A 12,491-nucleotide genomic window follows, 5' to 3' on the forward strand; every position below is an offset into this window, starting at 1 on the left:
ACGAGCCGCTGAACGCGACCATGTCATTCCTGCTGCGTACTCTCCTGACTGCTGTCCTCCTGGGCAGCTCGCTCACCGGCCTGCCCGCGCTGGCCGCCGATACCACCGTCCCCAGCGCCGAGAAGGTGCAGCAGAGCCTCGACGGCCTGGCCGACCGCAAGCTCAGCGATGCCGAAGCCAAGCCGGTCAAGGCCAGCCTGGAGAACACCCTCAGGCTGCTGGCAGCCAAGGAATACAGCGAGAAGCAGCTCAGCGAGCTCAACGGCCGCCTGGCCGATGCGCCCAAGCTGATCAGCGAGAACCAGAAGGCCCTCAGTCGCCTCAAGGGCAGTGCCGACAAGCCCGCCGCCCAGCGCTACGGCGGCTATAACGCCACCCAGCTGGAAATGCTCCTCAACGAGCAATCCACCCAGTTGGCCGCCTGGCAGAAGGAGATGATCGACGCCAAGAGCGAGATCCTCACCGCGCAGACCCGCCCCGAGCGCGCCCAGGCCGACCTGAGCAAGAACCAGACGCGCCTGCTGGACATCAACACCGCCCTCAAGGCCGGCAAGGAAGGCGCCAAGCCCCTGACCGACGAACGCCGCAACGAGCTGCTCGCCGAACAGGCCGCGCTGACCGCGCAGAACCTGCTGCTGCGCAAGCAACTGGCCGGCAACAACCTGCTGCTCGACCTCGCCTCCAGCCAGCGCGACCTGCTGGCCGAACGCATCGGTCGCGAAGAGCGCGAAACCCTCGAACTGCAGGCGATGATCAGCGACAAGCGCCGCGAGCAGTCGGAGAAGACCGTCGCCGAGCTGTCCAAGGACGCCGACCAGGCCGCCGGTACCGACAGCCTGCTCAGCCACGAGAACGCCGCCAACCTCAAGCTCTCCGACTACCTGCTGCGCACCACCGACCGCCTCAACACCCTGACCCGGCGCAACCTGGAAGCCAAGCAGCAGCTGGACAACCTGACCCAGGGCGAGCAGGCCCTCGACGAGCAGATCAACGTGCTGCGCGGCAGCCTGCTGCTGTCGAAGATCCTCTACCAGCAGAAGCAGTCGCTGCCGGTGATCAAGACCGACCAGGACCTCGCCGACGAGATCGCTGACCTGCGCCTATACCAGTTCGAGCTGAACCAGAAGCGCGACGAGATCAACAACACCCAGGTCTACATCGACAACCTGCTGGCCCAGCAATCCCAGGAAAGCGTCACCGCGCAGCTGCGCCACGACCTGTCCGAGCTGGTCGACACCCGCCTGGAACTGATGGAGCGCCTCAACCACGAGCTGAACGCGCTGCTCAACGAAGCCATCACCCTGCAGCTGAACCAGAAGCAGCTCAAGGAAACCAGCAGCAGCCTGCGCGCCACCCTCGACGAGCAGATGTTCTGGATCCCCAGCAACCGCCCGCTGGACCTGTCGTGGTTCAAGATGACCCCGGCCCTGCTGCACCACCAACTGGCCGAAGTGCCCTGGGGCTCGGGCGTCAAGGAGCTGGGCGAGGGCCTGATCGACCGGCCCTTCCTGTTCCTGCCGCTGCTCCTGCTGGTTGCCGCCCTGCTGTGGAAGCGCAAGTTCCTCTACGACAAGCTGGAATCGCTGAACGACGATATCGGCCACTTCAAGCGCGACAGCCAGGCCCACACCCCGCTGGCCCTGCTGCTCGCCGTGCTGCTGGCACTGCCCGGCACCCTGGCCCTGGCCATCGCCGGCCTCGCCCTGCTGCTCGACGCCCGCGGACAGAACGCCACCCTGGGCAGCGCGCTGCTGGAGATGGCGCAGGTCTGGCTGGTGTTCTACACCGCGCACCGCATCCTGCGCCCGGGCGGCATCGCCGAGCGGCACTTCCACTGGAGCCAGCCGCAGGTGCAGTTCCTCGGCAAGCTGATGCGCCGACTGGGCCTGGTGGTGATGTCGCTGGTCGCCGTGGTCACCGTCGCCGAGCACTCGCCGGCCTCGCTGGCCGATGACGTGATCGGCATTGCCGTGGTGCTGTTCGGCTACGGCGCAATGACCTGGCTGCTCGCCCAGCTGCTGTTCAACAGCCCGTCCAGCGAACGCCCGTCGATGATCAAGATGATTGTCGGCCTGGGCTTCACCGCCCTGCCGGTAGCGCTGTTCCTGGCCGTGGGCTTCGGCTACTACTACACCGCGCTCAAACTCACCGACCGGCTGATCGATACCCTGTTCCTGCTGATGTTCTGGATGGTGGTGGAAGCCACCTTCGTCCGCGGCATGGGCGTTGCCGCCCGCCGCCTGGCCTACCAGCGCGCCCTGAAGAACCGCCAGAACGCGCCCAAGGAAGGCATCGAGGGCACCGAGGTGGTCGAAGAGCCGACCCTGGGCATCGAGCAGATCAACGAACAGTCCATGCGCCTGATCCGCCTGGGCCTGCTGATCGGTTTCGTGGTCACCCTGTACTGGGTCTGGGCCGACCTGATCAGCGTCGTCTCCTACCTCGACAACGTGACCCTCTACCAGTACACCAGCGGCACCGGAGATGCGGCGTCCACCACGCCGATCAGCCTGAGCGACTTCCTCATGGCGCTGGTCATCGCCGCCGTGACCGTCGCCCTGGCGCGCAACCTGCCCGGCCTGCTCGAAGTGCTGGTGCTGCAACGCCTGACCCTGGCCCAGGGCAGCGCCTACGCCATCACCACCCTGCTGTCCTACACCATCAGCGGCATCGGCTTCGTCAGCGCGCTGTCCACCCTCGGGGTGAGCTGGGACAAGCTGCAATGGCTGGTGGCCGCGCTGTCGGTCGGCCTCGGCTTCGGCCTGCAGGCGATCTTCTCCAACTTCGTCTCCGGCCTGATCATCCTCTTCGAGCGCCCGGTGCGGATCGGCGACGTGGTGACCATCGGCACGCTGTCCGGCACCGTCAGCCGCATCCGCATCCGCGCCACCACCATCACCGACTTCGACCGCAAGGAAATCATCGTCCCCAACCAGACCTTCATCACCGGTCAGCTGGTGAACTGGTCGCTGAGCGATACCGTCACGCGCGTCACCATCAAGATCGGCCTGGCCTACGAGAGCGACCTGCCGCTGGCGCGCAAGATCATGCTCGACGCCGCCCACGCCAACACCCGCATCCTGCGCGACCCGGAGCCGGTGGTGTACTTCACCCTGATCAGCGCCAGCACCTTCGACTATGAGCTGCGCTTCCACGTCCGCGAGCTGGGCGACCGCAACCCGGCGGTGGACGAAACCCTCACGCGCATCGCCCTGGCGTTCCGCGAAGCCGGCATCGACATGGCCTTCAACCAGGTCGACGTGTTCCTGAAGAACTTCCAGGGCCAGGAAGCCCAGGTCATCGTCGGCCAGCAGCAACCCGCTGCCGCACCCGTGAAGATCGGCGGCTCCCAGGGCACCGACAAGCCTGACGGCGACAAGGCCTGAGGGTGGACGCCTCCGGACAAGTCCGAGCACAATGCTCGGACTTGTCCGGAGTTAGATTGTGAAAAAGCTCGACGAACTGACCTTCGATAACCGCTTCGCCCGCCTGGGCGATGTGTTTTCCACCCAGGTCCTGCCCGATCCCATCGCCGACCCGCGCCTGGTCGTCGCCAGCCCCGCCGCCATGGCCCTGCTCGACCTCGACCCGAGCGAGGCGGCAAGCCCGCTGTTCGCGGAAATCTTCGCCGGCCACAAGCTCTGGGAAGAAGCCGATCCGCGCGCGATGGTCTACTCCGGGCACCAGTTCGGCTCCTACAACCCGCGGCTGGGCGACGGCCGCGGCCTGTTGCTGGGCGAAGTGGTGAACGAGGCCGGCGAGCACTGGGACTTGCACCTCAAGGGCGCCGGGCAGACGCCCTACTCGCGCATGGGCGATGGCCGCGCCGTACTGCGCTCGTCGATCCGCGAATTCCTCGCCAGCGAATACCTCGCCGCCCTGGGCATCCCCAGCAGCCGCGCACTGTGCGTGATCGGCTCCAGCACCACGGTGTGGCGCGAGTCGAAGGAAACCGGTGCCATGCTGCTGCGCCTGGCGCCCAGCCACGTGCGCTTCGGCCACTTCGAATACTTCTACTACACCAAGCAGGAAGACCAGCTGCGCACCCTCGGCGAGTTCGTCCTGCAGTCGTACTACCCACAGTGCCTGGATGACGAAAAGCCCTACCTCGCATTCTTCCGCGAAGTGGTCGAGCGCAACGCCGAGATGATTGCCTACTGGCAGGCGTACGGCTTCTGCCACGGGGTGATGAACACCGACAACATGTCGATCCTCGGCATCACCTTCGACTACGGCCCCTACGCCTTCCTCGACGACTTCGACGCCAACCACATCTGCAACCACTCCGACGACACCGGCCGCTACTCCTTCAGCAACCAGGTGCCCATCGCCCACTGGAACCTCGCGGCCCTCGGCCAGGCGCTGACGCCCTTCGTCGAGGTGGACGACCTGCGCGCCACGCTGGACCTGTTCCTGCCGCTCTACCAGGCCAGCTACCTGGACCTGATGCGCCGCCGCCTCGGCCTGACCACGGCCGAAGAGGGCGACCTGGAGCTGGTGCAGCGCCTGCTGCAGACCCTGCAGAAGGGCGCCGTGGACTACTCGCTGTTCTTCCGCCGCCTCGGCGATCAGGCACCGGAGCAGGCGCTGGCCGAGGTGCGGGAAGACTTCGTCGACCTCGCCGGTTTCGACGCCTGGGCCGCCGACTATCAGGCCCGCACCGAGCGCGAAGGCGGCAGCCAGGACGAGCGCCGCGCCCGCATGCACGCAGTCAACCCGCTCTACGTGCTGCGCAACTACCTCGCCCAGGAAGCCATCAGCGCCGCCGAGCAAGGTGATTTCAGCGTGGTGCGCCGCCTGCACGAAGTGCTCAGCAAGCCCTTCGAAGAACAGCCCGACGCCGAAGTCTTCACCCGGCGCCCGCCGGACTGGGGCCGTCACCTGGAGATCAGTTGCTCGTCCTGAGGCGGTTATAAGCTCAGCGAAAAGCGATCTAGCGGCGCCCGCCCCGCATTGCTCCCGGTCATTGACCGGGGCCGGGCACCGCTCGCATCCTCGGGGCTTTCTGCCACAAGGACGCTCGAACAATGAAACCGGAAACCCTGGCCATCCACGCCGGCTACAGCCCCGACCCGACCACCAAGGCCGTGGCCGTACCGATCTACCAGACCAGCTCCTACGCGTTCGACGACACCCAGCACGGTGCCGACCTGTTCGACCTGAAGGTCGCCGGCAACATCTACACGCGCATCATGAACCCCACCAACGCGGTGCTGGAGGAGCGCGTGGCCGCACTGGAAGGCGGCGTCGCCGCTCTGGCCGTGGCTTCCGGCATGGCCGCCATCACCTACGCCATCCAGACCGTCGCCGAAGCCGGCGACAACATCGTCTCGGTGGCCAAGCTCTATGGCGGCACCTACAACCTGTTCGCCCACACCCTGCCACGCTTCGGCATCCAGACCCGCTTTGCGCCGCACGATGACATCGCCGCCCTCGAAGCACTGATCGACGAACGCACCAAGGCGGTGTTCTGCGAATCCATCGGCAACCCGGCGGGCAACATCGTCGATCTCCAGGCCCTGGCCGATGCCGCGCACCGCCATGGCGTGCCGCTGATCGTCGACAACACCGTCGCCACGCCGATCCTCTGCCGCCCGTTCGAGCACGGCGCGGACATCGTCGTGCACTCGCTGACCAAGTACATCGGCGGCCACGGCACCAGCATCGGCGGCATCGTCGTCGACTCCGGAAAATTCCCCTGGGCCGAGAACAAGGCGCGCTTCCCGCTGCTCAACACGCCGGATGCGTCCTACCACGGCGTCACCTACACCGAAGCCTTCGGCCCCGCCGCCTTCATCGGCCGCTGCCGCGTCGTGCCACTGCGCAACACCGGCGCCGCGCTCTCGCCGTTCAACGCCTTCCTCATCCTGCAGGGCCTGGAAACCCTCGCCCTGCGCATGGAGCGCCACTGCGAGAACGCGGTGAAAGTCGCGCAATACCTGCAGGACCACCCGCAAGTCAGCTGGGTGAAATACGCCGGCCTCGCCGACCACCCCGAGCAGGAACTGGCGCTGCGCTACATGGGCGGCAAGCCCGCGTCGATCCTCTCGTTCGGCATCAAGGGCGGGCAGGAAGCGGGCGCGCGCTTCATCGACGCACTCAAGCTGGTGGTGCGCCTGGTGAACATCGGCGACGCCAAGTCCCTGGCCTGCCACCCGGCCTCCACCACCCACCGTCAGCTCAACGACGAGGAACTGGAGAAGGCCGGCGTGCCGCGCGACATGGTGCGCCTGTCCATCGGCATTGAGCACATCGACGACATCCTCGCCGACCTGGCCCAGGCGCTGGACGCCGCCAGGGCCTGACGACCAGCCCCGCACGAGGCGCCGGGCGGTGCCTCGTGCGGGGCCTCATGAATAAGCTGACGCATCACCGTCATATCCAGATGCCATCATCGGGCAGACGATGGCCTCACCATTCCGTACAATGCCGTCGCTGCCTGCACCCCAGGCAACCGCGCGACCGCGCCATCTGATACGCCAGCGAAAAGGGAATTGCGCGGCCGTCCACCGTCTCCCTTCCCCCGTCATCCGCACCCCGACCCGCCTCCCGGCGCCGGCCGGCGGATAACTTTTTTCGCTCGCCACCATCGGGTTCCGTCCCGGCCTGCCGATAGTGCAGGGACGTGGTTCGCCACCCTGGCCCCCAATAACAACAATCTCCGAACGGCCTGACTTCACACAACCTTTCCTGGAGATCGTCAATGAACAGCTGGATTTCCAACCTGAGCGTGAATCTCAAGTTGGCCCTGGGCTTCGGCCTGGTCCTCGCCTTCACCGCCATCCTCGCCATCGTCAGCTGGGTCGGCCTGGGCTCGCTGATCGACCGCAGCAACTGGATGAGCGACATCACCGAGCTGAACTCGCGCCTCACCAAGCTGCGCATCACTCGCCTGCAGTACATGATCGCCGACGGCGCCGAGCAGGAAGCCGCCAACGTCATGAGCACCCTGGCCGACTTCAAGGCGCAGCAGCAGAAACTGCGCGCGTCCTTCGTCAGCCCGGAGAACGTGCGCATGCTCAACCAGCTCGGCGGCATCATCGGTGACTATGAGAAATCCCTGGCCGCCATGCGCGCCGGCTACCAGAGCGCCGGCCTCACCCGCCGCACCCTGCAGGACAACGCTGCCCGCGCCAACGAGCTGACCGCGCAGATCCAGCAGGACATCCTCAAGGCCCCGGCCGACGAAGAGCGCGCCACCCGCTTCCAGGCCATCACCGGCACCCGCGAAGACCTGCTGCAGGCCCGCTACGACGTGCGCGACTACCTCGCCACCGCCCTCACCAGCAACGGTGACGGGGTGACCCGCGGCCTCGACGAAAGCATCGCCGGCCTGCCAGCCCTGGAAAGCGTGCTCGGCGTCGCCGAAGCGCAGTACGTCCAGCAACTCGGCACCGCCCTGCGCACCTACCGCGACGCCGTTGTCACGCTGCGCCAGAACATGGCCGCGATCGTCCAGGCGCGCAAGGAAATGACCGCCCAGGGCCAGGACATCGTCAAGATCAGCGAAAATCTCTACCAACTGCAGCTCGATCGCCGCGACGTCGAAAGCACCAAGGCCCGCAGCCTGCAAACCCTGGTCACCCTGCTCGCGCTGGTGCTGGGCAGCATCGCCGCGCTGATCATCACCCGCCAGATCACCCGCCCGCTGCACGACACCATGGCGGTGGTCGACCGCATAGCCGCCGGCGACCTGTCGCAGACCATCCAGGTCAGCCGCCGCGACGAACTCGGCCGCCTGCAGCAGAGCATGCAGCGCATGAGCCAGAGCCTGCGCGAGCTGATCGGTGGCATCCGCGATGGCGTCACCCAGATCGCCAGCGCCGCCGAGGAACTCTCCGCCGTCACCGAGCAGACCAGCGCCGGCGCCAACACCCAGAAGGTCGAGACCGACCAGGTCGCCACCGCCATGCACGAGATGTCCGCCACCGTGCAGGAAGTCGCGCGCAACGCCGAGCAGGCCTCCCAGGCCGCCTCCGCCGCCGACCACCAGGCCCAGGACGGCGACCGTGTGGTGAACAAGGCGGTCGAGCAGATCGAGCGCCTGGCCGAGGAAGTGGAACGCTCCGCCGAGGCCATGCAGCGCCTGGAGCAGGAGAGCGAGAAGATCGGCAAGGTCATGGACGTGATCAAGTCGGTGGCCGAGCAGACCAACCTGCTGGCCCTCAACGCCGCCATCGAAGCCGCCCGCGCCGGTGAAGCGGGCCGTGGTTTCGCCGTAGTCGCCGACGAAGTGCGCGGCCTGGCCCAGCGCACCCAGCAGTCCACCGAAGAAATCGAAGCCCTGGTTGCCGGCCTGCAGAGCGGCACCCGCCAGGTTTCCAGCGTCATGCTCGGCAGCCGCGAACTCACCGCCAGCAGCGTCGCCCTGAGCCGCCAGGCCGGCGAATCCCTCGGCGAGATCACCCGCACCGTCTCCAATATCCAGGCGATGAACCAGCAGATCGCCACCGCCGCCGAGGAGCAGAGCGCCGTGGCCGAAGAAATCAGCCGCAGCGTGGTGAATGTGCGCGACGTTTCCGAACAGACCGCCTCGGCCAACGAAGAAGTCGCCGCCTCCAGCGTCGAACTCGCCCGCCTGGGTGGGCAGTTGCAGACGCTGGTCAGCCACTTCCGCGTGTGATGCGCAGGGGCAGGACGCGCTGCCCCACCGGCGAATCATCCGGCCTGCCGGCCGGATCGCGGGCATGGCCCGCTCCTGCAACAGCTCCATGCCTCGCTATCCCATGTAGGGCGCATAACGCCTAAGGCGTTATCCGCCGTCCTGGCGGATAACCCGTCCCGGGTTATTCGCCCTACAGGTGCCAGCGGTCAATCACCGAGAAAAGACAGTTGCTCCTACAGCGCATTGTAGGAGCGAGGGGGACGCCCAGTCCTTGCTCGCGAACCCGCCTGACGTCACTTCAGGCGGGACTACATCGAATTCCCGCTGTCCTACCCCGCCCAAACCCGTCTTTTCGCAAGCTCCTGCCAGACACGGTGGATTCCCCTTCCCGCCGGGTTTTCGCTTGCTTTGACTCCCTAGAATGACGACATCTTCCCGAGCATAAGCGGCACGATGCAGGAATTTTCCTGCATGTTCCACGCGGCGGGAGATTGCGACCCGGAAGTGCCGAACGGCACGGATCAAAAGACGCGAGCCCCCGGTGCGACAACACCGAAGGCCCGCTAACCACAATCAGTTAACAGGCAACTCATCATGGCTAAAACCGATGGTAATGCACCCGCACACCCCGAAAAAGACCGTTTCCTCCCCCTGGGAACCGACTCACAACACCACGCCAATCCCCGCAACGCCACGCTCTACCTGCGCGCCGACGCCCCCGCCGAAGAACTGTACAACGCCGCCGAAGACCGCCTGAGCGCCGTCATCGACCTGCTCGGCATCCTCTCCCTCGCCACCCTCGACGCCCAGCCGCTGCGCAACGTCCTGCAAATCAACCGCGCCCTCCTGCTGCTGGCCTCCGACGCCCACTCGCTGTACGAGGCAGACCACGCACAGCGCGTCAGCCACAGCTAGCCCCTGACGCGCACGGCCCGCCCCTGTGGGAGCGGGCCATGCCCGCGATCCGTCGGCGGCAGCCGACGCAAACCACCGAGGAAGCCAAACCCCATGAAAGGAATCTCCCGAACCAACTGGAAGCACCTGGAAGAACTACCGGACGAAGCCATCGACACCAGCGACATACCCCAACTGCACGAAGACTTTTTCAGCAACGCAGAACGGCGAATACCGTTAGAGCGCACCCCGGAGAGTCCCGAGCAGTTGATAAACACAGTCCCCGCCACCACCTAGCTCCCCATAGCCTGAGGAGCACTTCCATGTCCGATTCCCTGATCATCCCCTGCCCCCACTGCAACGGCCTGAACCGCGTTCCCGCCACGCGGGTGAACGATTCGCCCAGTTGCGGGCGCTGCCAGTCGCCGATCGTGCTGGATACGCCGTTCGACCTCGACGAGGCCGGCTTCGCCGCCCAGGCCAAGGGCGACCTGCCGTTGCTGGTAGACGTGTGGGCCGACTGGTGCGGGCCGTGCAAGGGCTTTGCGCCGGTGTTCGAGCAGGCCGCCGCGCGGCTGTCGGGCAAGGTGCGCCTGGCCAAGCTCGACAGCGATGCCAACCCGAACCTATCCACGCGCCTGGGGATTCGTTCGATCCCGAGCCTGATCCTGCTGCGCAACGGCCAGGAAGTGGCGCGCCAGAGCGGCGCAATGCCGCTGCCGCAGTTGCTCGACTGGCTGTCGCGCCAGGGCATCTGAGGGCGAGCGTTTCGGTCAATCCACGCGGTCATTGCCAGGCCGCGTGGTGCGGCTAGGCTTGGGGACAAACCCCGCCGGCGAATCGGAGCGCGCCCATGCGTCATAACCTGGAATTCATCCGCCAACTCACCGAAGAGCACATCGCCTTCGTCAAGCGCACCGGCCTCAAGGCCGAGGTGCTGGAACCGGGCCTCGTGCGCCTGCGCATGCCGCTCAAGGACAACGAGAACCACCTGCGCAACATGTACGCCGGCGCATTGTTCACCGTGGCCGAGCTGCCCGGGGGCGTGCTGATGCTGACCAGTTTCGACGCCCGGCGCTTCTATCCCATCGTCAAGGAAGCCGGCCTGCGCTTCCTGCGCCCCGCCGCCAGCGACGTGACGGTCGAGGCACGGCTCAGTGAAGAGGACATCCAGCGTATCGGCGAAGAAGCCACGAACCTCGGCAAGGCCGAATTCGTCCTCGACCTGCAGCTGAAGGACGAAGAAGGCAACGTCGTCGCCGAAAGCCACGCCATCTATCAGCTGCGTAGCCGCTGAATCCGGGCCATTGCCCTGCATCAAGATGAAATTTCCTACGTGGCGCGACAGTGGAAGCGCCACAGAGGGAGCCCACCATGTACAGGAACCTGCTCGTCGCCCACGACCTCAGCGTCGAGGCGGATATCGCCGTACGCCGCGCCGCCCAGCTGGCCCGCCAGCACGGCGCCAGCGTCACGCTGCTGCACGTCATCGAGGAATTCTTCCCCGACCGCATGATGGCCACGGTGCGCGAAGCCGCCGAGGTGGCGCTGCGTGATGCGGCCCGCGCCAGTGACATCACCGACTACCAGCTGGTGATCCGCCAGGGCCGCGCGGCGAATACGGTCACCCAGGCCGTGCAGGAACTGAACGCCGACCTGCTGGTGATCGGCGCGCACCACCAGCAGTTGCTGGAGCGCTTCGACGGCACCACCCTGGAGCGCATCGCCCGGCATTGCCGCACGCCGATCCTGCTGGCCGTGGACGAGTCCGCCAGACCTTACGCGAAGGCCCTTGCCGGTCTGGACCTGTCGCACTGCTCCTGCCAGGCCTGGCGCGCCGGTTACCGGCTGCTCGCGGCCGACGCCGAATTGCTCGCGCTCAACGCCTACCAGCCGGGCAAAAAGGCCGGTCGCGCCGACAGCCACCTGGACACCCAGCGCGAACTGCTGCGCCAGGCGCTGCAGGATGAGCGCACGCAGGTGCCGGCCGCCGGGCCGCAATTGCTTTGCGCAGTGCAGCAGGGCACACCCCAGCAGGCGCTGGAAACGGCATTACGCGAATGGACACCGGACCTGCTGGTGCTCGGCAGCCGCAGCCGCGGCGCCATCGAGCAGGCCATGTTGGGCAGCTCGACGCGCTATTTCCTGCGCCGGCCGCCCTGCGATGTGCTGATCAGCCAGTAAGCGTTCAGGCTTCCAGCAGGTTGTGCAGTTCGACGAACTGCTGGGTCAGCTTGTGCCGCGGCTCGAGGAAGATCAGCGGGGTGCAGGCCTGGTGCGACTCGCGCATCTTCACCGAGCTCATCAGGTACACCGGCAGCACCGGCAGTTCTTCTTCCACCAGCTCATCCAGCAGTTGCTGCGGCAGGGTCGCGCGCGGCTGGAACTGGTTGACCACGATGCCTTCGACTTCCAGCTCCTCGTTGTGGTCTTCCTTCAGCTCTTCGATCTCCTGCAGCAGTCCGTACAGTGCCTGGCGGGAGAAACTGTCGCAATCGAAGGGGATCAAGCAGCGATCTGCCGCGATCAGAGCGGATACCGTGTAGAAGTTCAGTGCCGGCGGCGTATCCAGGTAAATACGGTCGTAGTCTTCGGACAGCTCGTCCAGCAGTTTGCGCAGCTTGTTGATCTTGTGCTTCTGCTCGAGCTTGGGCTGCAGGTCCGCCAGCTCCGGGCTGGCTGTGACGATGTGCAGGTTGTCGAAGGGCGTCTCGTAGATGTCGACCTTGCCCTTGCGGCTGAAAGGCCCGGACGACAACGTCTGCTTGAAGAAGTCGGCGATGCCCACCGGCAGGTCCTCGCCGGTCAGGCCGGTGAGGTAATGCGTGGAATTGGCCTGGGCATCCAGGTCCACCAGCAAGGTGCGATAACCCTCCGCTGCGCTCACTGCCGCCAGGTTGCAGGCGATGCTGGACTTGCCGACCCCGCCCTTCTGATTGAACACCACGCGCCGCATGAGCCATCCCTCCAGAACCATTCAAGACCCCGGGAT

Annotated in this window: 10 protein-coding genes; 9 read left to right on the plus strand and 1 reads right to left on the minus strand. The window is 66.1% G+C overall.

Going from position 1 to position 12,491, the window contains the following annotated elements; translation table 11 throughout:
• Nucleotides 1–20: 20 nt before the first annotated feature.
• From mscK to IB261_RS27390, 9 genes are all read left to right on the plus strand, one after another.
• Nucleotides 21–3,386: a mechanosensitive channel MscK gene (mscK, locus tag IB261_RS27350; protein WP_192383709.1), complete on the plus strand. Its 3,366-nt coding sequence runs from the start codon at nucleotides 21–23 to the stop codon at nucleotides 3,384–3,386.
• A gap of 58 nt (nucleotides 3,387–3,444) precedes the next feature.
• Entirely contained in the window at nucleotides 3,445–4,905 is a 1,461-nt protein-coding gene (selO, locus tag IB261_RS27355; protein ID WP_192383708.1) for a protein adenylyltransferase SelO, read from the plus strand.
• Nucleotides 4,906–5,027: 122 nt separating this feature from the next.
• Nucleotides 5,028–6,305 (plus strand): bifunctional O-acetylhomoserine aminocarboxypropyltransferase/cysteine synthase, encoded by a 1,278-nt coding sequence (locus IB261_RS27360; protein WP_151188533.1) that lies wholly within the window; start codon nucleotides 5,028–5,030, stop codon nucleotides 6,303–6,305.
• A gap of 533 nt (nucleotides 6,306–6,838) precedes the next feature.
• A complete protein-coding gene (locus IB261_RS27365; protein ID WP_427871393.1) occupies nucleotides 6,839–8,623 on the plus strand; it encodes a methyl-accepting chemotaxis protein in 1,785 nt (594 codons plus the stop codon).
• 576 nt (nucleotides 8,624–9,199) lie between these two features.
• Entirely contained in the window at nucleotides 9,200–9,520 is a 321-nt protein-coding gene (locus IB261_RS27370) for a hypothetical protein (RefSeq protein WP_081515455.1), read from the plus strand.
• 93 nt (nucleotides 9,521–9,613) lie between these two features.
• Nucleotides 9,614–9,796: a hypothetical protein gene (locus IB261_RS27375; protein ID WP_081515454.1), complete on the plus strand. Its 183-nt coding sequence runs from the start codon at nucleotides 9,614–9,616 to the stop codon at nucleotides 9,794–9,796.
• A gap of 26 nt (nucleotides 9,797–9,822) precedes the next feature.
• Entirely contained in the window at nucleotides 9,823–10,257 is a 435-nt protein-coding gene (gene trxC, locus IB261_RS27380) for a thioredoxin TrxC (RefSeq protein WP_138213961.1), read from the plus strand.
• Between the two features lie 95 nt (nucleotides 10,258–10,352).
• Nucleotides 10,353–10,796, plus strand: coding sequence for a YiiD C-terminal domain-containing protein (locus tag IB261_RS27385; RefSeq protein WP_081515452.1), 444 nt, complete (start codon nucleotides 10,353–10,355; stop codon nucleotides 10,794–10,796).
• 77 nt (nucleotides 10,797–10,873) lie between these two features.
• A complete protein-coding gene (locus tag IB261_RS27390; RefSeq protein WP_192383706.1) occupies nucleotides 10,874–11,683 on the plus strand; it encodes a universal stress protein in 810 nt (269 codons plus the stop codon).
• Between the two features lie 4 nt (nucleotides 11,684–11,687).
• Here IB261_RS27390 and IB261_RS27395 read toward each other — a convergent pair whose 3' ends face one another.
• The gene (locus IB261_RS27395) at nucleotides 11,688–12,455 is read right to left on the minus strand and encodes a ParA family protein (protein ID WP_138523465.1); all 768 of its coding nucleotides are present in this window, start codon (nucleotides 12,453–12,455) and stop codon (nucleotides 11,688–11,690) included.
• Between the last annotated feature and the right edge of the window lie 36 nt (nucleotides 12,456–12,491).

The sequence above is a fragment of the Pseudomonas sp. PDM20 genome (assembly GCF_014852575.3).
Taxonomy (GTDB): domain Bacteria; phylum Pseudomonadota; class Gammaproteobacteria; order Pseudomonadales; family Pseudomonadaceae; genus Pseudomonas.

Bases quoted from the DNA above. Each gene is read 5' to 3' on its own strand.
- IB261_RS27370 (WP_081515455.1), top strand. From the start codon at position 9,200: ATGGCTAAAACCGATGGTAATGCACCCGCACACCCCGAAAAAGACCGT.
- IB261_RS27375 (WP_081515454.1), top strand. From the start codon at position 9,614: ATGAAAGGAATCTCCCGAACCAACTGGAAGCACCTGGAAGAACTACCG.
- IB261_RS27395 (WP_138523465.1), bottom strand. From the start codon at position 12,455: ATGCGGCGCGTGGTGTTCAATCAGAAGGGCGGGGTCGGCAAGTCCAGC.
- mscK (WP_192383709.1), top strand. From the start codon at position 21: ATGTCATTCCTGCTGCGTACTCTCCTGACTGCTGTCCTCCTGGGCAGC.
- IB261_RS27385 (WP_081515452.1), top strand. From the start codon at position 10,353: ATGCGTCATAACCTGGAATTCATCCGCCAACTCACCGAAGAGCACATC.
- IB261_RS27390 (WP_192383706.1), top strand. From the start codon at position 10,874: ATGTACAGGAACCTGCTCGTCGCCCACGACCTCAGCGTCGAGGCGGAT.
- trxC (WP_138213961.1), top strand. From the start codon at position 9,823: ATGTCCGATTCCCTGATCATCCCCTGCCCCCACTGCAACGGCCTGAAC.
- IB261_RS27365 (WP_427871393.1), top strand. From the start codon at position 6,839: ATGAGCGACATCACCGAGCTGAACTCGCGCCTCACCAAGCTGCGCATC.
- IB261_RS27360 (WP_151188533.1), top strand. From the start codon at position 5,028: ATGAAACCGGAAACCCTGGCCATCCACGCCGGCTACAGCCCCGACCCG.